The following is a 23,222-nucleotide window of genomic DNA, read 5'->3' as shown; positions in this document are numbered from 1 at the left end:
CACTCGAGGTTTACATATGAACAAAAACAGAGGGTTAACGCCTCTGGCGGTCGTTCTGATGCTCTCAGGCAGCTTAGCGCTAACAGGATGTGACGATAAACCGGCTCAACAGGGAGCCCAGCACATGCCGGAAGTCGGTATTGTGACGCTCAAATCCGCACCTCTACAAATGACCACCGAACTGCCAGGCCGCACCAGCGCCTATCGCATTGCGGAAGTCCGCCCTCAGGTCAGTGGCATTATTTTGAAACGTAACTTCGTCGAAGGTAGCGATATCCAGGCCGGCGTCTCCCTGTATCAGATCGATCCAGCCACCTATCAGGCCAGCTATGACAGCGCCAAAGGCGACCTGGCAAAAGCCCAGGCGGCGGCAAACATGGATCAACTGACGGTCAAGCGTTATCAGAAACTGTTAGGCACTAAATATATCAGTCAACAAGACTACGATACCGCCGTCGCAACGGCGCAGCAGAGCAATGCGGCCGTGGTCGCGGCGAAAGCGGCCGTGGAAACCGCGCGCATCAATCTGGCCTACACCAAAGTCACCTCGCCGATCAGCGGCCGCATTGGTAAATCCGCGGTGACCGAAGGGGCGCTGGTGCAGAATGGTCAGTCAACCGCTCTGGCAACCGTTCAGCAGCTGGATCCGATCTATGTTGACGTCACCCAGTCGAGCAATGATTTCCTGCGCCTGAAACAGGAGCTGGCCGATGGCCGTCTGAAACAGGAAAACGGTAAAGCGAAAGTGGAGCTGGTGACTAACGACGGTCTTAAGTATCCGCAGTCCGGCACCCTGGAGTTCTCGGATGTGACCGTCGACCAGACCACCGGCTCTATCACGCTGCGCGCCATTTTCCCCAACCCGGATCACACCCTGTTACCGGGGATGTTTGTCCGCGCGCGTCTGGAAGAAGGGGTTAACCCTGACGCCCTGCTGGTGCCGCAACAGGGCGTGACCCGTACGCCGCGCGGTGACGCCAGCGTCATGGTAGTGGGTGAAGGCGATAAGGTCGAAGTCCGCCAGGTCACTGCTTCTCAAGCGATTGGCGATAAATGGCTGGTCACTGACGGTCTGAAATCCGGCGATCGCGTTATCGTCACCGGCCTGCAAAAAATCAAACCAGGCGTGCAGGTAAAAGCGCAGGAAGTAGCTTCTGATGATAAACAGCAAGCCGCAGGCAACGCGCCATCAGAACAAACCAAGTCTTAACTTAAACAGGAGCCGTTAAGACATGCCTAATTTCTTTATCGATCGCCCCATATTTGCATGGGTGATCGCCATCATCATCATGCTGGCTGGGGGATTATCGATCCTCAAATTGCCGGTGGCGCAATATCCAACGATTGCGCCGCCAGCAATTTCCATTACCGCCATGTACCCCGGTGCTGACGCCGAAACCGTGCAGAACACCGTGACTCAGGTTATCGAACAGAATATGAACGGTATCGATCACCTGATGTACATGTCCTCGAATGGCGACTCCACCGGTACGGCGACCATCACCCTGACCTTCGAATCCGGTACCGATCCGGACATCGCCCAGGTTCAGGTTCAGAACAAGCTGGCCCTGGCCACCCCTCTGCTGCCGCAAGAAGTACAGCAGCAAGGGATCAGCGTTGAGAAAGCGTCCAGCAGCTTCCTGATGGTTGTCGGCGTCATTAACACCAACGGCACCATGAACCAGGACGACATTTCGGACTACGTGGCGGCCAACATGAAGGACCCGATCAGCCGTACCAGCGGCGTCGGCGACGTTCAGCTGTTCGGTTCCCAGTACGCGATGCGTATCTGGATGGATCCGAATAAACTGAATAACTTCCAGCTCACGCCGGTGGACGTGATCAGCGCGCTGAAAGCGCAGAACGCCCAGGTAGCCGCTGGTCAGTTAGGCGGTACGCCGCCGGTGAAAGGCCAGCAGCTCAACGCCTCCATCGTCGCACAGACGCGTCTGACCAATACGGAAGAGTTTGGCAACATCCTGCTGAAGGTGAACCAGGATGGTTCCCAGGTTCGTCTGCGTGATGTCGCCAAAATTGAACTGGGTGGCGAAAGCTATGACGTGGTGGCGAAGTATAACGGCCAGCCTGCGTCCGGTCTGGGTATTAAACTGGCTACCGGCGCGAACGCGCTGGATACCGCCAACGCGATCCGCGCTGAACTGGCGAAGATGGAGCCGTTTTTCCCGTCGGGGATGAAAATCGTTTACCCGTATGACACCACCCCGTTCGTGAAAATCTCTATTCACGAAGTGGTTAAAACGCTGGTGGAAGCGATCATCCTGGTCTTCCTGGTGATGTATCTGTTCCTGCAGAACTTCCGCGCCACCCTGATCCCGACCATCGCGGTGCCGGTGGTCCTGTTAGGGACCTTCGCGGTGCTGGCGGCGTTTGGCTTCTCGATAAACACCCTGACGATGTTCGGGATGGTGCTCGCCATCGGCCTGCTGGTGGATGACGCCATCGTGGTGGTCGAGAACGTCGAGCGCGTCATGGCCGAAGAAGGCCTGCCGCCGAAAGAAGCGACGCGTAAATCGATGGGGCAGATTCAGGGCGCGCTGGTAGGTATCGCCATGGTGCTGTCGGCGGTATTTATCCCGATGGCGTTCTTCGGCGGCTCAACCGGGGCCATCTATCGCCAGTTCTCCATCACCATCGTTTCCGCGATGGCGCTATCGGTACTGGTCGCGCTGATCCTGACGCCGGCGCTGTGCGCCACGATGCTGAAGCCTATTCAGAAAGGCAGCCATGGCGCGACCACGGGTTTCTTCGGCTGGTTTAACCGCATGTTCGATAAGAGCACGCACCATTACACCGACAGCGTAGGCAACATTCTGCGCAGCACCGGTCGTTATCTGGTGCTGTATCTGATCATCGTGGTGGGTATGGCGTGGCTGTTCGTTCGTCTGCCGAGCTCGTTCCTGCCGGACGAAGACCAGGGGGTGTTCCTGAGTATGGCCCAGCTGCCTGCCGGCGCCACCCAGGAGCGCACGCAGAAAGTGCTGGATGAGATGACGAATTACTATCTCACCAAAGAGAAGGACAACGTGGAATCTGTGTTTGCGGTTAACGGCTTCGGCTTCGCCGGCCGCGGCCAGAACACCGGTATCGCGTTCGTCTCGCTGAAAGACTGGAGTCAGCGTCCAGGCGACGAAAACAAAGTTGAAGCGATCACCGGTCGGGCGATGGGCTATTTCTCGCAGATTAAAGACGCGATGGTCTTCGCCTTTAACCTGCCGGCTATCGTTGAACTGGGTACCGCGACCGGCTTTGACTTCCAGCTGATTGACCAGGGCGGCCTGGGACACGAAAAACTGACCCAGGCACGTAACCAGCTGTTTGGCATGGTGGCGCAGCATCCTGACGTGCTGACCGGCGTGCGTCCTAACGGTCTGGAAGATACACCGCAGTTCAAAGTCGATATCGATCAGGAAAAAGCCCAGGCGCTGGGCGTCTCCATCAGCGACATTAACACCACGCTGGGCGCCGCCTGGGGCGGAAGCTATGTCAACGACTTTATCGACCGCGGCCGCGTGAAGAAAGTGTACATCATGTCCGAAGCGAAATACCGTATGCTGCCGGAAGACATCGGCAAGTGGTATGTTCGCGGCAGTGATGGCCAGATGGTGCCGTTCTCCGCCTTCTCCACCTCGCGTTGGGAATACGGTTCGCCGCGTCTGGAACGCTACAACGGTCTGCCATCAATGGAAATTCTTGGCCAGGCAGCGCCAGGCAAGAGTACCGGTGAGGCGATGAGCCTGATGGAAGAGCTGGCGGGTAAACTGCCGTCGGGTATTGGCTACGACTGGACCGGGATGTCTTATCAGGAGCGGCTGTCCGGTAACCAGGCCCCTGCCCTGTATGCCATCTCGCTGATTGTCGTCTTCCTGTGTCTGGCAGCGCTGTATGAGAGCTGGTCGATTCCGTTCTCGGTCATGCTGGTCGTACCGTTGGGTGTGGTCGGCGCGCTGTTAGCCGCCACCTTCCGCGGTTTAACCAATGACGTTTACTTCCAGGTTGGCCTGTTGACCACCATCGGCCTGTCGGCGAAGAACGCGATACTGATCGTTGAATTCGCCAAGGACCTGATGGAGAAAGAGGGCAAAGGGCTGATTGAGGCGACGCTTGAAGCGGTACGTATGCGTCTGCGTCCGATCCTGATGACCTCCCTGGCGTTTATCCTTGGGGTTATGCCGCTGGTTATCAGCTCCGGAGCGGGCTCCGGTGCGCAGAACGCCGTAGGTACAGGCGTAATGGGCGGGATGGTGACCGCGACGATCCTGGCAATCTTCTTCGTGCCGGTGTTCTTTGTGGTGGTTCGACGCCGCTTTAGTAAGAAATCGGAAGATATTGAGCACAGCCATCAGGTTGAGCATCATTAATCTGCACTGCTGAACAAAGGGCTGCTACCGCGGCCCTTTTTTTGATCATTACCCACAGGGCACATATTGCCATTGTTTATTTTTCGCGCTGCATTTAATATATATTGATGTGTTCCCGGCTATATCTATCACGCTGTTTAGCCCTTAGGATCTTCTTACACTCATTTACCAGGAATAATCCTAATATCATCATCACGGCCGGCGGTTTCTGAACGCGACGACTGCCTGCCTTAAGCCAATGATTGATAAGACATCTCTATTTTTCAGGCTGCACGCTCGGGCCGGAGAAATTAATTCGTCTATTTTTAAGATAATTTCTCTCTGATAATTGTAATTTTTCGTAATAGCACGATGAAATCTGTTGGAGAGTGGATTATAGTTAAATCAGCAGGATTACTCAGTTAGTGTCAGGTCAGTTAGTCGTGTTCATCCCACAACGGTGTTTGTTAGTCGTCGTTTAAACCACTCAAAAGGGGATGCGTTATGGACGAATACTCGCCAAAAAGACATGATATCGCACAACTACGCTTTCTCTGCGAAACGCTGTATCATGACTGCCTTGCAAACCTGGAAGAGAGCAACCATGGCTGGGTCAACGACCCGACATCGGCTGTCAATCTCCAGTTAAATGAACTGATCGAGCACATTGCCACGTTCGCCCTTAATTATAAAATTAAGTACGCTGAGGATAATAAGCTGATCGCTCAGGTTGACGAATATCTGGACGATACATTTACGTTGTTCAGTAACTACGGCATTAACTCTACGGATTTGCAAAAGTGGAAAAAATCCGGTAATCGGTTATTTCGTTGTTTTGTCAACGCCAGCCGGGAAAATCCGGCCAGTCTTTCGTGTTAGGATTATTACAATCAAAAGGTGGAATTATGTCTGATAAGCCATTAACTAAAACAGACTATTTGATGCGCTTACGCCGTTGCCAGACAATTGACACGCTGGAGCGCGTCATTGAAAAAAACAAATATGAACTTTCTGATAATGAGCTGGCGGTATTTTACTCAGCCGCCGATCATCGTCTGGCTGAACTGACCATGAATAAGCTGTACGATAAGATCCCGACGTCCGTCTGGAAATTTATCCGCTAATTACCGCGCCCGACGTGGTCTGCTGACCGGACGGTAATCGCCAGCCTCAGCAGGGTATCTTTGTGATAGTCATCACATCATTTAGCCAACAGCAAACCTGTAACCGGTTTCTTTTTTATACTGCTTTGGCCATCTAACGTCAGGTATAAGGAAGACCAATGAGTGAAGAAAAACGCAAAATGATCGCCGGTGAGCTCTATTTATCTGGCGACCCAACGCTACGCGCCGATCGCCTGCGCGCCAGACAGCTGCTGCACCGTTATAATCATTCCGCCCCGGATGCGCAGGAAGAACGTCAGCGTATTCTCGCCGAGCTGCTCGGTCGCGCTGGCGATGCGTATATCGAGCCAAGCTTTCGCTGCGACTACGGCTACAATATCTTCCTCGGCGCCGGTTTTTACGCCAATTTTGACTGCGTGATGCTGGACGTCTGCCCTATCCATATTGGCGATAACTGCATGCTGGCCCCGGGCGTCCATATCTATACCGCCACCCATCCGCTGGATGCTGAGGCCCGAAACAGCGGCCAGGAATATGGCAAACCGGTGACCATTGGCCACAATGTGTGGATTGGCGGTCGGGCGGTGATCAATCCCGGGGTGACAATCGGCGATAATGCGGTCATCGCATCCGGAGCGGTGGTCACTAAAGACGTCCCCGCCAGTACCGTTGTCGGCGGCAACCCGGCGCAGATCATCAAGCGCCTTCCGCCGCCAAATGCGTAACTGTTATGCTTTTCTGTAACTGATCTGTTACTTTCTCCGCAGAATACTGCAACATAAAATAGCCTTCGGGCTGAGCCTGCCACGCCCGAGCCACCGGGCGCACGGGGCAGGCTTATTGCAGAATTCGGGGACCAAGATGACAGAAATACAACGCCTGCTAACTCACACCATTGATGAACTGAACGTGCAGGAAAAACGCGATAATCGCCCGCGTTTTAGCATCAGTTTTATCCGTAACCATCCGGGCCTGTTTGTTGCCATGTATGCCGCGTTTCTGGCGACGCTGGTGGTGATGCTGCGCTCTGAAACGCTGGTGGATTCGGTCTGGTTGTTGGTGGTGCTGTTCATCCTGTTCAACGCTTTTTTCTTCTTTGACGTCTATCCACGCTATCGTTACGAAGATATCGATGTCCTCGACTTTCGCGTGTGTTACAACGGCGAATGGTACAACACCCGCTTTGTCCCCCGACAGCTGATCGACCGTATCCTGCAGTCGCCGGACGTCGATAGCGAGCAGAAGGCGCAGCTTAAAAAAATGGTCGACACCAAAGGCGATCTCTCCTTTTACGATGTCTTTACGCTGACCCGAGCCGGTACTGCGCAATAAGACGATTCAGCGTCCGCAGCGCCAGCGGATAGCGGGAAGCAGAAGTATTGCCATACCCCAGCACCAGCCCGCTCCGCCCCCGCCGCGGGTCGAGATAGAAATGACTTAGCGCAGCGGGCGCCAGCTGAAACTGACGCGCCTGCTGCGCTATCGCGCGATCGTCGATCCCCTCGATGGCCAGCGTCAGATGGAGCCCCCCTTCCCCACCAAGGACTTCGCACGGCACGGTGATCTCTTGCGCCAGCGCCTCGCGCAGCAGCTGCTGACGTTTGCGGTACAGACGACGCATCGCCGCCAGATGACGCGCATAGTGCCCCTTCTCGATAAAGCTGGCCAGCGCTCGCTGTTCAGCGCGGTGCCCCCCGCGCAGCAGCGCGCCAATGGCCTCCTGAGCGGCATCCGCCAGCGCGGGCGGCATTACCATAAAACCGATACGCAGCGCCGGAAAAAGGGTTTTGCTGAAGGTGCCGAGATAGACCACCGGGGCATCCGGGACCATTCCCAGCATCGCCGGGATCGGCTCTCCGCTGTGGCGAAACTCGCTGTCGTAGTCATCCTCCACAATCCACGCGCCGTGCCGATGGGCATACTCCACCAGCGCCAGACGCCGCGCGGCGCTCATAACGCTCCCAAGGGGATACTGATGAGAGGGAGAGGTGAAAATCAGCCGGGGTGGCTCTGCCGCGCCGTTGGCCATACACATCCCTTCATGATCGACGGCCATCCCGCAGACCTGCAGCCCCGCCCGCTGGAAACCACTCCTGGCGCCCAGGTATCCCGGCTCTTCCTGCCACACGGTATCGCCCGGGTTGGTCAACAGCGAGGCGCATAAGTTGACCCCTTCCAGCGCCCCCTCGGTGATGACGATCTGCCGGATATCGCACTGAATACCCCGGGAGAGCGCCAGATGGCGAGCGATCGCCTCCCGCAGCTGGGGATCGCCCGCGGCCTCACCGTAGCCCAGCAGCGTGCTGCCCTCGCCGCGCAATGCTTTATCCAATAACCGCCGCCACAGCGGCAGCGGGAAATAGTTCACCGCCGGCATGCCAGGCGTAAACAGCAGCGCCGGCGAGTCACGGCGCATAGCGGCTGGCAGCCCCTGCAGCCGCTCAGACAGCACAACGGGTGGCGCGTTTACCTCCTGCCGGCGGCTGGCGGCGAGCGGCACAACCTGCGTCCCCTGACGGCTTCGCGTCAGGTATCCTTCCAGCGTCAGCTGCTCGAGTGCGGCATTCACCGTATTGCGCGACAGATGCAGTCGACCGGCAATCACGCGCGATCCTGGCAAACGGCAGCTGGCCGCCAGGGTTCCCTGCAGGATGGCATGGCGCAAAGTGTGGTAAAGGGCCCGCTGCAGAGTTTCGTCCGTTCGCTGCCGCATCCCCTGCGTCACCAACCCATAAAACGCATCGTCCGGTATGTTCATGTCACCTCCTCGTGGATCCATAAAAATATACTCTGGTGGCACTTTTTATGGAACCAGCCAGCGCGTACGCTGCCTGTACATCCCCAATAAGGAAACCGCAATGTGTGAATACAATCAGTTTGGACAGGCGCTCGGCGCCGCGCTGCCCGACTGGCAACCCCGCCCCTGGCCAACGCGGCAGGTACTTCAGGGCAGCCGCTGTCGGCTCGAACCGCTCACCCTCGCCCACGCCAGCGATCTGTTTGCTGCCCACCAGCTGGCGCCCGACGCCCGCAGCTGGACGTGGCTGCTGCGCGAACCGGAAAGCAGTCTGGCTGAATTTAGCGCCTGGGTGGCGCAGGTTGCGACGCTGACCGATCCTATCCATTTCGCCGTCGTTGACCAGCAGCGCGGGACGGCGGTCGGGTCGCTGGCGTTAATGCGCATCGATGCCAACCACGGCGTGGTCGAGGTGGGGCATGTCCATTTCTCTCCGTTGCTGAGCCGAACGGCTATGGCCACCGAAGCGCACTGGCTGTTGATGCAGTATGTTTTCGGGACGCTCGGCTACCGTCGCTATGAATGGAAATGCAATAGCCTCAATACGCCGTCAGGCCGGGCGGCAAGGCGACTGGGATTTCAGTACGAAGGACGTTTTCGTCAGGCGCTGGTGAGCAAAGGACACAACCGGGACACGGACTGGTTTTCAGTGATTGATGGCGAATGGCCGGAGCTGGATAGCGCCATGCGCCAATGGCTGGCCGCCGACAATTTTACCGCCGACGGCCAGCAGCGCCGTCCCCTGGAAAGCTTCCGTTAACGACGTTTTTTGCGCCCCTGCACCGCTTTAAAGCGGGGGTTGCTCTTACAGATCACGTACAGCCGCCCTTTGCGTTTGACCAGCTGGCAATCCGGGTGGCGCTGTTTGGCGCTGCGTAATGAGTTAACGACCTGCATCATGCTTTCCTTTTTGCATCAATAAAGCCGCCGAAGCGCTGGCGGAAACGGGCCGCGCTACCCTCGCTGGCGAACGTTTTTTGTTTGCCGGTGTAGTAAGGATGCGATTTCGATGAGACATCGATCGTCACATACGGATACGTCTTACCGTCGAGCTCAATTACGCGTTCGGTGCGGATGGTTGAGCCAACTTTAAAATATTCATTGGCGCTGGTGTCGTGAAACACCACCGTGCGATAGGGAGGATGGATATGGGCTTTCATGATGACCTCGTAATTATGTTATAACATAACAATTAAGTTACGCCGTTCCACGACAAAGATCAACCATGGTCATAGCAGGGGTAATAACAAAGAGGCGAGTTTCCTCGCCTTTGGCTTCAGGGCGCCAGACGGTGGGCGATAGCGCGAAGTTGCTCCGCGATAGCCTGCAGATCTTTCCCCTGCTCGACTCTGGCGCCGCTGGAATGGCGAATCACCAGGCGCGCCGGCAGGATGGATGAGGTATGCGCCGCGCCGCTGGTACTGGCGAGGATCCGCCGCACCGCCTCTTTACCCTGCAGGTCGAGGTCCAGCGATACCGTACTCAATGCCGGATAGAAAAAGGAGCTTTCATAGGTATCGTCATAGCCAATCACCGATTTCTCTCCCGGCACCGCCACCTGATGCTGATGGAAGGCGCTGAGCACCCCCAGCGCCATCTGGTCATTGCCCACCAGCACAGCGCTGAAGTTCGGCGTTTCACGCAGCATCTGCAGCGCGCCGGCGTAGCCGCTTTGCGCATCCCAGTTGCCGTGCAGGACGGTCACCGGCTTCAGACCGTAGCCATCCAGGGTCTCCAGCCAGCTTTTCAGCCGCAGTTTGGCCGATACGGAGCTGTCCGGCCCCGCCAGCAGCGCGATCTCCCGATGCCCCATCTCGTAGAGATATTTGACGCTGGCCCGGGTGCCGTCCGCCGGGTTAAACGAAACGTTAAACACGGAACTGTAGGGATCAACATCGAGAAACAGGCAGACGATATCATCGTTGTCAGCGGCGATTTTCTGCGCCTGTTCGGTCTCCAGCGGCACGTTGATAATGACCTTATCCACCCGCTGAGACTTCAGCTCATTGATGGAATCCTGGATGCTTTGATTGACGCTCTCATCGATCATCGAAATCAGGACCTGGTAACCTTCCAGGTTGGCATAGCGTTTTACCGCCGCCGCTACCTGGGAGGGGGCATGCCAGGCCAGCGAAATCGTCACCAGCCCCACCGTCTGGCTCTCCTTCCCCACCAGCTGCTGCGCCAGCCGGTTGGGCACATAGCGTAGAGCCTCTATCGATTTCTCCACCTTGCGGCGCGTCGCTTCGGATACATTGGCAGATTTGTTGAGTACCCTGGACACGGTCTGGTAAGAGACACCCGCATGACGTGCGACGTCTTCCAGAGTAGCGCTTTTAGACTTCATGGTCCGGTTCCTTATGTTGTTATCCCATGATTGTAACAGGGGCCATTTGAAAAAACGCTCACCGCCACTTCTCACCGCAAAATTAGACCACAAAAAGTATTACGTTCACAACCAGGTTAATTGTGAATCACCTCACTCATCACAACAAAAACCAGCGTTATTATTTGCACTTAGTCACACAATAATCATATCTCGTTTGCCTGAAGTTACATTTAGGCATTTTATGACATCAGTTATGTGAACGTAATACAAAACAATAAGAGGATAGAGATGAATACGACACTGCGCGCCCTTTCCACAGCATTAGCCGCTGCGCTAATCACCCCTTCCGCCTTTGCGGCTACCGCTGCGATCCCGACCGTTGATTTTCATGGCTATTTGCGCGCCGGGGTTGGGGTCTCCGGCGACGGTAGCGAAGCGGAATGGCAAAAGAACAAGCTGGGCCGGTTGGGGAACGAATCGGATACCTATGGCGAACTGGAATTGGGCTCCGAGGTCTACAAAAAAGATGATGTCAGTTTCTATCTCGACAGCATGGTCAGCATGGTCTCCGATGGCTCTAACGATAATGAAACCACGTTGAACGATGACGCGCAGTTCGGCTTACGTCAGCTGAATCTGCAGATCAAAGGGCTGATCCCGGGCGATCCGAATGCGGTGATCTGGGGCGGCAAACGTTACTATCAGCGTCACGATCTGCACATCATCGATACCAAATACTGGAACATTTCCGGCTCCGGGGCCGGGGTGGAAAACTACACCCTTGGCCCGGGCGCCGTCTCGCTGGCGTGGATCCGCGGCGATGCCAACGACGTTGACTATCGCGTCGATGGCGACAGCAACGTCAATATCAACTATATCGATTTACGCTATGCGGGATGGAAGCCGTGGTCCGGGTCGTGGACCGAATTCGGCATCGACTACGCCATGCCGAACACCACCAAAAAACAGGACAGCTACGGCGGGCTGTACGATGCCGAAAATGGCGTGATGCTAACCGGTGAAATCAGTCAGGATATGCTGGGCGGCTATAACAAAACCGTGCTGCAGTATGCCAACAAAGGGCTGGCGCAGAATATGGTCTCCCAGGGCGGCGGCTGGTACGATATGTGGAACTACGTGAATGACGCCACCGGCTATCGCGTGATTAACACCGGTCTGATCCCCATTACCGAGAAGTTCTCCATCAACCACGTTCTGACCTGGGGCTCGGCGGATGATATTACCGACTACACCGACAAAACGCGGATGCTGTCGCTGGTCGCCCGCGGGCAGTATCAGTTCACCGACTACGTGCGCCTGATTGGCGAAGTCGGCGGTTTCTATCAGAAAGACAGCTACAACAATGGCACCAGTTACAAACAGGCCGGTGAGAAATATACCATTGCGCTGGGTCTGGCGGACGGGCCGGACTTTATGTCACGTCCGGAATTACGTATTTTCGCGTCGTATCTGAATGATTCCGAAGATGGTAAACCATTTGAAGACCAGACGGCGAATAATACCTGGAATTTCGGCGTGCAGGTTGAGGCCTGGTGGTAATATCGCTCTGGTAAGAAAAATACGTTATTGATATCTCCAACGCTAAGGTCATTAATTACCCTCCGGTAATCATTATTGCCACTGCTGTCTTTGTCTTATTTTCGGGATAACCTGTTTTCAGGTTATCCCGTTTTATTTATTTCCGCGCGGCAAAATGGTCATCCAGCAATTGACGTAGCGCATCGGACTGCTTACCGAAAATAGCATGAACCTGCTGACCAAGAATAATGACGCCCAGCGCGCCCTGCTGCTGTAATGCGTCAGAGTCCACGGCCGCCAGATGACGAACCGTTACCCGCAGACGGGTAATACAGGCGTCCACTTGGGTAATATTCGCTTCACCGCCGAAGGCCTGAATCAGCGCCTCGATTTGCTGTTTTTCCGCTTCGCTTAACGGCTGTGCCGGACGCGCAGGCGAGAAATAGTGCAGGAAAGATTTTAAACTCACCATCATAAACTCCAGGGTAATAGATAAAAAAAAGCCTGCTCGGCAGAGCAGGCGTGGAGAAAAAGGATTACGCGTGGCGACGGATAATACGGCAATCCCATGCTGACAGGGTCAGCGGGTCCGACACCGCCGCGTCGGTCAGGCAATCCCGATACCCTGGCGGCAGGCTCAGGGTATGGCTTTGCGCGCTGTAGTTCTGCAGGAAGACAAATGTACTCTCACCGTCGGTGCGCGCGGTGGCCACCACTCCGGGCGGTAAATCCGCCGCGATCGCCCGCGGCAGCGCCAGCTCCTTGCTCAGGGCGGCAAAAAAGTCGCGCTGGAAGGCCAAATCGTTGCGGGAGGCCACATGCCAGGCTTTACCTTTCCCGAAGCCGTTCACCGTCACCGCTGGCCTTCCGGCATAAAAATCATCCCGGTAGGTGGCCAGCGTCTGCGCGCTTTCGGTATGGATCAGTTCACAGAGATGGCGCACCTGATAGGGGCCCTGAAGACCGCACTGATTCCCGGCCAGGCCCTGCACCAGATTAAACTCGCCGTCATTCAGACAGTCGATCTCCTCCGCCCAGATGCCCAGAAGATTGCGCAGCGGGCCCGGGAAGCCGCCGAGATAGCAGAGATCGGACTCGTTGACGATGCCGGTCCAGTAGGTAGTCACCAGATGGCCGCCGCTGGCGACGAACGCCTCCGCCCGCCCGGCAAAGCCGTCGCGCACCATGTATAACATCGGGGCGATCACCAGCCGGTACGGCGTTAAATCAGCGTCGGCGTCAATCACATCGACGGCGATGCCCTGCTCCCAGAACGGACGGTAGTGCTCATTGACCGTCTTCTCATACTCCATACCCAGATTGCGCGGCCCCTGGGCGTCATCAAGCGCCCAGCGGTTCTGCTGGTCGAAAATAATCGCCACTTTCGCCTCGGTGCGACACCCCCTCACCGCCGGCAGCTTGCTGAGGATCTCGCCGAGCTGGCTGACTTCACGGCCAATGCGGGTATCAATATGCCCAACGTGGTCGACCACCGCGCCGTGGAATTTCTCAACCGAACCACGGCTCTTGCGCCACTGGAAATACTGCACCGAGTCGGCGCCATGCGCCACCGCCTGCAGCGAAGAGAGAATATGCATCCCCGGTTTCTTCAGTTTGCTGGTCGGCTGCCAGTTGGTGGCGCCCGGCGTGGACTCCATCAGCACAAACGGCTGGCCGCCCTTCAGGCTGCGCATCATGTCGTGATACATCGCGGTATAACAGGCCAGCGCGGTTTCGTCTTTGTCGCGGTGCCACATCGGATAGCTGTCCCAGGAGATAAAGTCCAGCACCTCCGCCAGCTGCCAGTAGTCGTAATCGTAAAAATACTCCATAAAGTTGGTGGTCACCGGCAGGGCGGCATTCGCCGCCTTCAGCGGGGCGATTTCATGGCGGCAGAAATCGGTCACCTGGGCGGTATTAAAGCGATGCCAGTCCAGATTCAGGCCGTGGATCGACACCTCGCCCTGCGGCGCAGGCGATTCAATCTGCGACCAGTCGCTGTAGGTATGGCTCCAGAAAGTGCTCCACCAGGCCTGGTTGAGATTCTCCAGGGTCTGGTACCGCGCCTTCAGCCAGTCGCGAAAGCGAGTCTGGCAGCGCTCGCAATGACATTCGCCGCCATATTCATTGGAAATATGCCAGCCCAGCACCGCCGGATGCGCAGAATAGCGCTCCGCCAACAGAGTATTGATTTTAAGGGTCTTCTCACGATACACCGGCGATGACATACAGTGGTTGTGACGGCCGCCGTGCAGGGCTGGCACCCGATCGCGCCCCACCCGCAGAACCTGCGGATAGCGCTGTGACATCCACGCCGGACGCGCGCCGCTCGGCGTGGCCAGAAAAACATGAATGCCGGCGGCATACAGTTTATCGAGGATAGTATCCAGCCAGGCGAAATCAAATACCCCTTCGCACGGCTCAAGTTTCGCCCAGCTAAATATTCCCACCGACATCACATTACATTTTGCCTGCTGCATCATGGCAATGTCTTTATCAATAATATCGGGGTCATTCTCCCATTGTTCCGGGTTATAATCTGCGCCATGCAGCAGCGTATTAACCTTTGGATGTAAAGGTGCAAATTTATTCATAATAAACTTCCTGAAAAAAACGACAAAAAATTAATTAAATACTTTTACCGACGGCAATACTTTTCCCTGACAATCAAATAGCGCCTGATTTTCACGCGCATTGCCCTCTTTCCATTCGTCATGGATATATTTCATCCCCGCCGGGGTGGCCCAGGTATTTCCCGGAACGGCAATCCACGTGGGCTCCCAGTAAAAAATCCCTTTGCCGCGCTGGTCGGGAACATCGATGACCGCCTGCATCAGATCGTGGATATAGCGATATTGTCCCTGCACGCTGGCGGGATATCCCCCATCCTTTTCCTCTTTGGCCTGGAAACTATTTTCCGCGTTATCGCAATTGGCCAGGGTATAGGCATAGGCCGCCTCGACGACAATAACGTCTTTGTTATAGCGTTTGCTGATGTCATCCATATTGGCCTTCAGGGCGCTGATCGGCCCGTTCCAGTAGGTGTACATCGACAAACCGATCACGTCATACGGCACATGGCGTTTCTCTATTTCGTCAAACCACCAGCGGAAGGTATCGTTTTTGGTACCTTCAGCCAGATGCAGCATGATTTTCACCTGCTCGCCGTTGTGCAGGTTCGCCTTCAGGCCATCAATGGCCGCGTTCAGCAGACCAGCCAGCCGGTCGAACTCTCCGCCCCCCTGCCCCCAGCTTTTCCCTTCCGGCCACAGCATACCGCCATTGATCTCATTGCCGATCTGCACCATATCCGGCAGGACGCCCGCCTGCTTAAAGCGGGCGATGGTATCCCGGGTATAGTCATGAATCGCCGTTTTCAGCTGTGGGTAATCCATCTTTTCCCAGGCCTTCGGTTTGAACTGCTTGCCGGGATCGGTCCAGAAATCGCTGTAATGAAAGTCGAGCAGCAGCTTCATTCCCTGGGCTTTCGCGCGTTTCGCCAGCGCCAGGGTCGTGGCCAGATCGTTATTCCCGCCGCCATAGCCCTCGCCGCTTGCCGATTGCGGATCCACCCACAGGCGGAGGCGAACATAGTTGACGCCGTTCTCTTTCAGAATCGCGATCGGATCCTTACGCTGGTTATTCTGGTCGTAGAAGGTCGCCCCGTGCTTTTCAGCATCCAGCAGCGTGGAGATATCCGCGCCTTTAATAAAGTCCGCCGGCATGCCCTGAAAGTCGCGGGTTTCAAGCGCGTCCGCCGCCAGCGAAGGGGGGGAAAAACTGCATGCCAGACAAACCGCAAGCCATGCGGGTGTAAATCTTTTCATGTGCTTATCCTTTAGTACTGCCCGAGGTCAGGCCGGAGACGAAGTATTTTTGTAACGCCAGATAGAGGATCGCGACCGGCACGGCAATCAGCACCGCCCCCGCCGCGTAGGTGGTGTAGCTGGCCCCCATTTTTTGCGCCACCAGGTTATACAGACCGATAGGCAGGGTGTATTTATCCGGGGTACGCAGGATGGTGCTGGAGAGGATGAAATCCCCCAGCGGGCCGGTGAAGGAGAACAGCGCCACCACCGCGAGGATCGGCCTCGACAACGGCATGATGATCTCGATAAAGATGCGAAAGCTGCTGGCGCCGTCCATGCGGGCGGACTCATCCAGATCTTTGGGGATCGCGTCGAGATACCCCTTCATCAGCCAGGTGTTCATCGGGATCATTCCCCCGACGTAGATCAGCACCAGCGCCAGATGGCTGTTAATCAGGCCAAGCAGTTGCGACAGCACAAAGATGGCAATCAGCGCGGAAAACTGCGGGATCATCTGCAGCAGCAGGAACAGCATCAGCCCGTTCTGCCGCCCTTTAAAGCGGAAGCGGGAGAAGGCGTAGGCGGTAAAGCTGACGCTAATCAGGGTCAGCACCATGGTCAGGAAGCTGATTTTCATCGAGTTCCAGTACCAGGTAAGGTAATTCACATTGCCATTGAACAGATCGGCATAGTGCTGGAACGACAGATTTTCCGGAATGATCGAGGTACTCAGCAGGCTATTGCCGGCGTTCAGCGACGCCCCGACGGTCCAGACCAGCGGATAGATAATCACCACCGAGACCAGGATAACCACCAGCCAGGTGAGAGAGAGTCGGATCCACTTTTCGCGTTTAATACTGGGTGATTGAGCCATGTTGCTTCCCTTACGCCATGTCGTCATTTTTGAAGGATTTGGTGGCGCGGAACTGCCACAGCGCCAGGCCGACGACGAAGATCGACAGCAGGATAGTGATGGTCGCCGCGATGGCGTACTGCGACGAGGACATCGTCAGCTTATAGATCCACGACACCAGAATATCCGTCCCGCCGGCGTTAGATCCCGCCACCGCAGGGCCGCCGTTGTTAAACAGATAAATGATGTTGAAATTATTAAAGTTGAAGGTGTACTGGGTGATGATGATCGGCGCGATCGCGTACAGCACCAGCGGCAGGGTGATGGTGCGCAGGCGGGTAAAGGCGCTGGCGCCGTCCATCGTCGCCGCTTCATACAGATCGTCCGGGATCGCCTGCAGCACGCCGGTGGTCATGGCAAAGACAAACGGGAAGCCAAGCCAGGTCTGCATCATGATCAGCGCGGTTTTGGTCCAGAACGGGTCGGTCAGCCATGCCTTTGGACTGATGCCGAAGAATGACAGGATCGCGTTGTTAATCACCCCGAAGGAGTCATTGAACATCCCGGCAAAGACGAGGATGGTGACAAACCCCGGCACCGCCCACGGCAAAATAAAGATAGTGCGGATCAGCGGCTTAAAGCGCAGATCTTTTTGGTTCACCAGAATCGCCAACAGCACGCCCACCGTACACTGCAGGGTGGTCGCCAGCAGCGTCCACACCACGGTCCACTGCAGCACATCCAGGAAGGTGGAGCGCCAGATGGAGAGGGTGAAAATATTGACGAAGTTTTTCAGGCCCACCCAGTCCACCAGCTTCGCCGGCGGCGTGTGGTACAGGTTATAGTTGGTGAAGGCGATGGCGAAACCAAACAGAATGGGAAAGATCACCACAAAGACCAGCAGAATAAAGCCTGGCGTGATCATCAGGTACGGGAAGCCATCGCTCAGCAGCATCTGGTACTGCTTACGCACGCTGTTCAGCGCGACTCCCTCATCGCGTTTTTTGCCGTTCAGCCACGCGTCCCGCAGCGAGAGAAAATAGATCAGCACGCCAAAAGCGACGATCAGCACGCTGATAATCCCCTCCGCTAACAGGAAGATAGAGTTATCCCGGGGCACCTCTTCACCCAGGGTATAGAGCCCCCACAGCCCCTCGCGCAGGAAGTCATAAAAAATACCCAGAAAGCTGCTCAACAACACCAGGAAGACCAGCCCCTTCAGCCACTGGCGATGATAAAACTGGCCGAAACCCGGCACGATTGCCAGCAGCAGGCCGCACCACGCATGGCGCCCGGGCCCGCGCGCGTCGCTAAAATTTTCGCTGGAATGGATGCTCACACTCGACTCCTTCTACAAACGGGAGGTCCCCCTCCCGCTCGGTGACTTCACGTGACGGTAAATTACTGATTGCTGGCCTGCATCGCTTCGATCTGCATCTTGATCTGTTTCACCGCGTTATCGAGCGCGGCCTGCGGCGCCTGCTTGCCGGTGAGGCTCAGTTCAAGCGCGGCATTAGCCGGCCCCCACACTTCCCCCATCTCCGGAATGCCCGGCATGGCCATCGCCCGCGCCGACTGTACGGCGACGGCGCTGGCCTTTTCGTCATTTTTAATCACCGGGTCGTCAATCATCGCCTTCAGCGGTGGGATTTCGCCGGTGGCGACATAGCGGGCTTTTACATACTGCGGCTGGTTGATGAACTCGATAAACTGTTGCGCCAGCGCCTTGTCTTTACTCCAGGTCGATACCACGTAGCCCTTAACGCCGAGGAAGGAGCTCATCGGCTTGCCGTCCGGCAGGGTCGGCAGCGGCACCACGCCGTAGTTGATACCGGCGGCTTCATACGGCTGGAAGGCCCAGGGGCCGTTGATCACCGCCGCCGCTTTTTTCTCGGTAAACAGCGAATCAATGGCGTTCAGCCCGTTATCGCCGAGGATCCCTGCAGGGAAAGCCTTCTCGGCATAGAATTTTTTCAGGAAGGTCACGGCTTCCACAGCGCCGGGAGTATTGAGCCCCACCTGCTGCGGGTTGAAACCGCCGCCGTCGTTCTTCGCGAAGATATAGCCGCCCATCGGGCCAATGGCTCCCCAGCTGTAGTAGATCTGATCAAACTTCGCCAGCAGGCCGTATTTGTTCTGCTCGCGCTGGGTCTTCGAGTAGTCCAGCCAGGCCTGCAGGCTGTCCAGCGGCTTATCGATCAGGTCCTTGTTGTAGATAAGCACCAGGGTTTCCACCGCTTTCGGGATGCCGTACAGCGCGTTGTCCATGCGGAAGGCATTGATAGAGGCTGGCGTAAAGGCATCCTGTTTCGCCTGCTCGACGTTGAGCGGCGAGAGAAGCCCCTGAACGACGGCGCCGCCGAGCTGGTCATTCGGGATCACCAGCACGTCCGGCCCAATGCCCGCCGGGCCGTCGAGGCGCAGCTTTTCCAGCTGCTGGGCATAAGGCATCTCCTGCAGATTGACCTTCACGTTGTACTGCTTCTCAAAATCGCTGACCGCGGTTTTGATGCCAGTGGATTTTTTAATGTCTTCCCAAACGTTGAGCTGCCCGGCGGCATGCGCCTGCAGGCTGGTAAGTTGCCCCGCCGCGAGGGTGGTAAGGATCAGTGCAGCAAGCGTGTTCTTTTTCATTATCAACCTCATGTGAAGGTATAACAATTTAATGGTTTTTATTTGAATTACGTCTGTCAGCCAGAAAAAAAATCATTTTAAACTGCGTTGTTACATAGAAAACAGACGCTGATTCGCTTTTGTTATACGCTACGCTTTGATTGGGGATAAAACTACCATAAGCTGCCAGTTGTGTGATCATCCTTGCAGAAATGAAACGCTGCTGTATGGCGCAAAATCCGCGGAAGTTATAGTCAGGACATGATTTTAGCGCTGTTGAATATCGTCACGCTGTTTTGTTACACGTAATACAATTTCACTCAAATCAGCGACACGCCAACGGCAAACAACGGCTACTCACTTCGGGGAATGTGGATGTCCAATATACGACTGAGGAATGTCACCAAAAGGTTCGGCAGCACGGTGACGCTGCACCAGGTCAATCTCGATATTGAAGATGGCGAGTTTGCGGTCTTCGTCGGCCCTTCCGGCTGTGGAAAATCGACGCTGTTACGTATGATTGCCGGGCTGGAAGAGGTTAGCGACGGGGAGGTGCTGATCGGCGATGAGGTGATGAACGATGTGGTCCCCGCCCGCCGCGGCGTGGCGATGGTTTTTCAGTCCTATGCGCTCTACCCGCACATGACGGTGGCGGAGAATATGGGCTACGGGCTGAAGGTGAATAAAGTGCCGAAAGCGGAGATCCGTCGCCAGGTGGAAATGGTGGCCAAAACGCTGCAGCTCTCTCACCTGCTGGACCGTAAACCGAAGCAGCTCTCCGGCGGCCAGCGGCAGCGCGTGGCCATTGGCCGCGCTATCGTGCGTAATCCCCGGGTGTTTATGTTCGATGAGCCGCTTTCTAACCTCGACGCGGAACTGCGCGTCGATATGCGCCTGCATATTGCCCGCCTGCACCAGGAGCTGAAGACCACCATGGTGTATGTCACTCACGATCAGGTGGAGGCGATGACTCTCGCTGATAAAATCGTGGTCATGAACTACGGAAAGGTTGAACAAATGGGTTCGCCGATGGCGCTTTACTACAATCCGGTCAACAAATTCGTCGCCGGTTTTATCGGCTCGCCAAAGATGAACTTTTTACCCGCCACCGTCAGCGACTGGCAGCCAGAGCGTTTAACGGTCACCCTCGCCCAGGACCATCAGCTCACCCTGAACGTTGCCACCCAACCGCTTAACCCCGGCGCCGCGGTAACGCTGGGGATCCGGCCAGAGCACCTTACGCCTGAAGTCTCCACCGGTACCGTGGTGGAGTTTCAATGTGAAGTGGTGGAACGTCTGGGCAACAATACCTACCTGTTCGGCCAGTGCTATGGTCACGATAACGTCAAGGTTCTGCTGCCCGGCGACGTCCATTTCCGCCCGTGGCAGAAGATTAATCTGGCCTTCGATGACCGCTTCTGCATGGTGTTTGATGAGAACAATCTGCGCATCAGCGCCGATATCACGGCGCCAGACGCGCACTAAGCCAACATATTGCTGTCATCTGCGCAGCGTATGCTGCGACTGAATGCCGGAATACATCCTGCCCGGCATTCACACCCTCATTTTTATTCTGCTGCATCGGAATCATCCTTCTCTCCCGGCATCGCAGGCTATTGTGATGCCGGTTTTTTTCCCCACACAGCGCGATTTCTCCCACTGCGCCCGGTTTATCTTTCGCATATACTGATGACACCCGGCGAACGATAAGGACACAGGCATGAGGACCCGGCATCTGATGGCGCTGTTTACAGGGGTGCTGATACTGGCCATCATCCTGCCCATCTCGCTCAGCATCTGGCAGGCGGCGCGGCAGGCCAAAATGCAGTTCTATCGTGAACTGGATGATTATTCCAACCGCATCGTCGTCCGCACGCTGCAGGTCGCCGATCAGGCCCGGGAAGCGCTGCGGGAGGCCGATGCACATACAGCCTCGTCCTGTAGCCCTGAACATCTGCTCATGCTCCGCCGGATCGCCTATACCCACCGCTACGTTCAGGAAGTGCTCTGGCTGCAGGATTCCGTGCCGCAATGCTCCTCCCTGGAAGACCATAGCGTCGCGGTGACCTTCCCGCCACCGGACCACATTGCCTCCGACGGCTATCGCACCTGGCTGACCTCGATTAACGATCTTGGCCTCAATCACCAGATGACGGCCATGGCCAGCCAGCAGCATATGGTAATGATCGATCCCATCTCCTTCATTGATGTGGCGCCCGTCAGCGAGGAGAAGATCCATAGCATGCTGTTTGGTTTGGACCATCTGAAAATGGTGATCAGCAGCCAGCCGCTGCCGGCGAAGGCCTGGCAACGGATTAAAGACCCGCACCTGAATATGCTTACCCTGGATAATACGGTCTACCGGATCCAGCGCATTCCCGAGCTGGGATCCGGCATTGTGACCTGGTCATCCACCCTGCCCCTGCAGCAGCACATACGGCAGCAGTTGATCTTCTGGCTCCCGGCCGGCATCTTCACCAGCCTGCTTGCCACCTGGCTGCTGCTGCGCCTGCTGAGACACCTGCGTTCACCGCGTAACAGTATGCTGGACGCCCTCCATTCCCAGGCGATTCAGGTTCACTATCAGCCGATTATTTCATTGCAGGACGGGAAAATCGCCGGAGCCGAAGCGCTGGCGCGCTGGCAGCAACCCGACGGTACCTATTTATCGCCGGATATCTTTATTCCCCTGGCCGAGCAGACCGGACTGATCACCCAGCTGACGGAAGATATCGTCAGGAAAATTTTCGCCGATCTGGGCCCCTGGCTGAGGCAGCGGCCGGAAGTGCATATCTCCATCAACCTGTCGGTGGATGACTTACGCTCTCCCACCCTGCCCACGCTGTTACACGATCAGCTGCAGCACTGGGGGATCGCCGCCGAACAGATCATCCTTGAGATCACCGAGCGCGGGTTTGTCGACCCGGAGACCACCATGCCGGTGATCGCTCACTACCGTCAGGCTGGCCATCGGATCTCGATTGACGATTTCGGTACTGGCTACTCCAGTCTGAGCTATCTGCAGAAACTGGACGTCGACACGCTGAAAATCGATAAATCCTTTGTCGATACCCTCGAGTACCGGCCGCTGACGCCGCACATTATTGAAATGGCCAAGGCGCTCAATCTGACCACCGTCGCCGAAGGGGTGGAAACCGAAAGCCAGCGCGACTGGCTGCGACAGCATGGCGTTCAGTACGCCCAGGGGTGGCTGTACAGCAAAGCGCTGCCAAAAGAGTCATTTATTCAGTGGGCGGAAGATAATCTCCATGCGCATTAAGCGGCAGGCAGCCTGCGCAGAAGGTCAGCGGGCGCGGCCTCTTCGCCGCCCTCTGCCGGAGGCTACTTCAGATAGGATTTAATCACCTGCATCACCGTCTCCAGATCCGCTTCACGCTGCGTCTCATCTGGCTCTTTCACCACATGGTCGGTCAAATGCCCCTGGATAACCTGCAGCATCATGCCATTGACCGCGCCGCGGATCGCCGCCAGCTGCTGTAGCACCTCAGCGCACTCATGCTCGCGATTAAGCATTTTCTCTAATGCGGTACTCTGCCCCTGAATTTTCTTCAGCCGGGTCAGTAACTTCTTTTTGTCTCTCACTGTGTGTGACATTGCGCGATCCACCGTTTTATTCTGCCGTCATTGCCCGACCTTCGACGCCGGCAACGCTTGCCAGCATAGCATGATCCCTTTTATCAGCCTCTTTTTCTACTGGGGGGTAGTATTTTACTACTGGGGGGGAGTAGCATAGAGCCACTTTTGGCAAGGATCCCGATATGCACGATTTCACTTCCCTT

22 protein-coding genes are annotated in these 23,222 nt (G+C 56.2%); 10 read left to right on the top strand and 12 right to left on the bottom strand.

Annotation, left to right across the window (positions count from 1 at the left end; genetic code table 11):
* The first annotated feature begins 16 nt into the window (after nt 1–16).
* From acrA to maa, 5 genes are all read left to right on the top strand, one after another.
* Nucleotides 17–1,210 carry a multidrug efflux RND transporter periplasmic adaptor subunit AcrA gene (acrA, locus tag ABLV52_RS10100; RefSeq protein WP_023288645.1) on the top strand — a complete coding sequence of 398 codons (1,194 nt, stop codon included), beginning with the start codon at nt 17–19 and terminating at the stop codon, nt 1,208–1,210.
* Between the two features lie 22 nt (nt 1,211–1,232).
* Nucleotides 1,233–4,379, top strand: a complete 3,147-nt coding sequence (gene acrB / locus ABLV52_RS10095) for a multidrug efflux RND transporter permease subunit AcrB (RefSeq protein ID WP_023288644.1) — start codon at nt 1,233–1,235, stop codon at nt 4,377–4,379.
* A gap of 483 nt (nt 4,380–4,862) precedes the next feature.
* Nucleotides 4,863–5,237, top strand: a complete 375-nt coding sequence (gene tomB, locus ABLV52_RS10090) for an Hha toxicity modulator TomB (RefSeq protein WP_002892066.1) — start codon at nt 4,863–4,865, stop codon at nt 5,235–5,237.
* A 26-nt stretch (nt 5,238–5,263) separates the two neighbouring features.
* Nucleotides 5,264–5,482 (top strand): HHA domain-containing protein, encoded by a 219-nt coding sequence (locus ABLV52_RS10085; protein WP_002892050.1) that lies wholly within the window; start codon nt 5,264–5,266, stop codon nt 5,480–5,482.
* Between the two features lie 158 nt (nt 5,483–5,640).
* Nucleotides 5,641–6,207, top strand: a complete 567-nt coding sequence (gene maa / locus ABLV52_RS10080) for a maltose O-acetyltransferase (protein ID WP_023288643.1) — start codon at nt 5,641–5,643, stop codon at nt 6,205–6,207.
* Here maa and ABLV52_RS10075 read toward each other — a convergent pair.
* Nucleotides 6,179–6,310, bottom strand: coding sequence for a hypothetical protein (locus ABLV52_RS10075; RefSeq protein WP_032428629.1), 132 nt, complete (start codon nt 6,308–6,310; stop codon nt 6,179–6,181). The genes maa and ABLV52_RS10075 overlap by 29 nt on opposite strands.
* A gap of 33 nt (nt 6,311–6,343) precedes the next feature.
* On the opposite strand from ABLV52_RS10075, the gene ABLV52_RS10070 reads away from it, so the two are divergent.
* The gene (locus ABLV52_RS10070) at nt 6,344–6,814 is read left to right on the top strand and encodes a YlaC family protein (RefSeq protein ID WP_023288642.1); all 471 of its coding nucleotides are present in this window, start codon (nt 6,344–6,346) and stop codon (nt 6,812–6,814) included.
* Here ABLV52_RS10070 and ABLV52_RS10065 read toward each other — a convergent pair.
* On the bottom strand, nt 6,783–8,240 hold the full coding sequence (locus ABLV52_RS10065; RefSeq protein WP_348890333.1) for a PLP-dependent aminotransferase family protein: 1,458 nt from the start codon (nt 8,238–8,240) through the stop codon (nt 6,783–6,785). The genes ABLV52_RS10070 and ABLV52_RS10065 overlap by 32 nt on opposite strands.
* Before the next feature lie 100 nt (nt 8,241–8,340).
* Here ABLV52_RS10065 and ABLV52_RS10060 point away from each other — a divergent pair, with 100 nt between their 5' ends.
* On the top strand, nt 8,341–9,039 hold the full coding sequence (locus ABLV52_RS10060; protein WP_101862457.1) for a GNAT family protein: 699 nt from the start codon (nt 8,341–8,343) through the stop codon (nt 9,037–9,039).
* Here the strand turns inward: ABLV52_RS10060 and ykgO are convergent.
* From ykgO to ABLV52_RS10045, 3 genes are all read right to left on the bottom strand, one after another.
* Nucleotides 9,036–9,176, bottom strand: a complete 141-nt coding sequence (gene ykgO / locus ABLV52_RS10055; protein ID WP_002892018.1) for a type B 50S ribosomal protein L36 — start codon at nt 9,174–9,176, stop codon at nt 9,036–9,038. The genes ABLV52_RS10060 and ykgO overlap by 4 nt on opposite strands.
* Nucleotides 9,176–9,439: a type B 50S ribosomal protein L31 gene (locus tag ABLV52_RS10050; protein WP_348890332.1), complete on the bottom strand. Its 264-nt coding sequence runs from the start codon at nt 9,437–9,439 to the stop codon at nt 9,176–9,178. Before ABLV52_RS10050 ends, ykgO begins: the two co-directional genes overlap by 1 nt.
* A 116-nt stretch (nt 9,440–9,555) precedes the next feature.
* The gene (locus tag ABLV52_RS10045) at nt 9,556–10,626 is read right to left on the bottom strand and encodes a LacI family DNA-binding transcriptional regulator (RefSeq protein ID WP_023288639.1); all 1,071 of its coding nucleotides are present in this window, start codon (nt 10,624–10,626) and stop codon (nt 9,556–9,558) included.
* A 270-nt stretch (nt 10,627–10,896) separates the two neighbouring features.
* On the opposite strand from ABLV52_RS10045, the gene ABLV52_RS10040 reads away from it, so the two are divergent.
* On the top strand, nt 10,897–12,168 hold the full coding sequence (locus tag ABLV52_RS10040; RefSeq protein WP_023288638.1) for a maltoporin: 1,272 nt from the start codon (nt 10,897–10,899) through the stop codon (nt 12,166–12,168).
* A gap of 136 nt (nt 12,169–12,304) precedes the next feature.
* Here the strand turns inward: ABLV52_RS10040 and ABLV52_RS10035 are convergent, their stop codons facing one another.
* From ABLV52_RS10035 to ABLV52_RS10010, 6 genes are all read right to left on the bottom strand, one after another.
* A complete protein-coding gene (locus ABLV52_RS10035; RefSeq protein ID WP_023288637.1) occupies nt 12,305–12,619 on the bottom strand; it encodes a glucose PTS transporter subunit EIIB in 315 nt (104 codons plus the stop codon).
* A 64-nt stretch (nt 12,620–12,683) separates the two neighbouring features.
* Nucleotides 12,684–14,741 (bottom strand): beta-galactosidase, encoded by a 2,058-nt coding sequence (locus ABLV52_RS10030; RefSeq protein ID WP_348890331.1) that lies wholly within the window; start codon nt 14,739–14,741, stop codon nt 12,684–12,686.
* 30 nt (nt 14,742–14,771) lie between these two features.
* Nucleotides 14,772–15,974 (bottom strand): arabinogalactan endo-beta-1,4-galactanase, encoded by a 1,203-nt coding sequence (locus ABLV52_RS10025; protein WP_049013784.1) that lies wholly within the window; start codon nt 15,972–15,974, stop codon nt 14,772–14,774.
* 4 nt (nt 15,975–15,978) lie between these two features.
* Nucleotides 15,979–16,830, bottom strand: a complete 852-nt coding sequence (locus ABLV52_RS10020; RefSeq protein WP_004204761.1) for a sugar ABC transporter permease — start codon at nt 16,828–16,830, stop codon at nt 15,979–15,981.
* Between the two features lie 10 nt (nt 16,831–16,840).
* Nucleotides 16,841–18,148 carry a sugar ABC transporter permease gene (locus ABLV52_RS10015; RefSeq protein WP_017898898.1) on the bottom strand — a complete coding sequence of 436 codons (1,308 nt, stop codon included), beginning with the start codon at nt 18,146–18,148 and terminating at the stop codon, nt 16,841–16,843.
* A 62-nt stretch (nt 18,149–18,210) separates the two neighbouring features.
* Nucleotides 18,211–19,443 carry a maltodextrin ABC transporter substrate-binding protein gene (locus tag ABLV52_RS10010; RefSeq protein ID WP_017898899.1) on the bottom strand — a complete coding sequence of 411 codons (1,233 nt, stop codon included), beginning with the start codon at nt 19,441–19,443 and terminating at the stop codon, nt 18,211–18,213.
* 354 nt (nt 19,444–19,797) lie between these two features.
* Here ABLV52_RS10010 and ugpC point away from each other — a divergent pair, with 354 nt between their 5' ends.
* Complete coding sequence (ugpC, locus tag ABLV52_RS10005; protein WP_348890330.1) at nt 19,798–20,907, top strand: sn-glycerol-3-phosphate ABC transporter ATP-binding protein UgpC; 1,110 nt, start codon at nt 19,798–19,800, stop codon at nt 20,905–20,907.
* Nucleotides 20,908–21,142: 235 nt separating this feature from the next.
* A complete protein-coding gene (locus ABLV52_RS10000) occupies nt 21,143–22,702 on the top strand; it encodes an EAL domain-containing protein (protein ID WP_048334184.1) in 1,560 nt (519 codons plus the stop codon).
* Between the two features lie 62 nt (nt 22,703–22,764).
* On the opposite strand, the gene ABLV52_RS09995 is transcribed toward ABLV52_RS10000, so the two are convergent.
* The gene (locus tag ABLV52_RS09995; protein ID WP_004204767.1) at nt 22,765–23,037 is read right to left on the bottom strand and encodes a metal-sensing transcriptional repressor; all 273 of its coding nucleotides are present in this window, start codon (nt 23,035–23,037) and stop codon (nt 22,765–22,767) included.
* Between the last annotated feature and the right edge of the window lie 185 nt (nt 23,038–23,222).

The sequence above is a fragment of the Klebsiella sp. GB_Kp056 genome, assembly GCF_040064755.1.
In the GTDB taxonomy this organism is placed as follows: domain Bacteria; phylum Pseudomonadota; class Gammaproteobacteria; order Enterobacterales; family Enterobacteriaceae; genus Klebsiella; species Klebsiella quasipneumoniae.
Note: the sequence above shows the minus strand (reverse complement) of the source record. Positions and strands in the feature narration are given on the sequence as shown.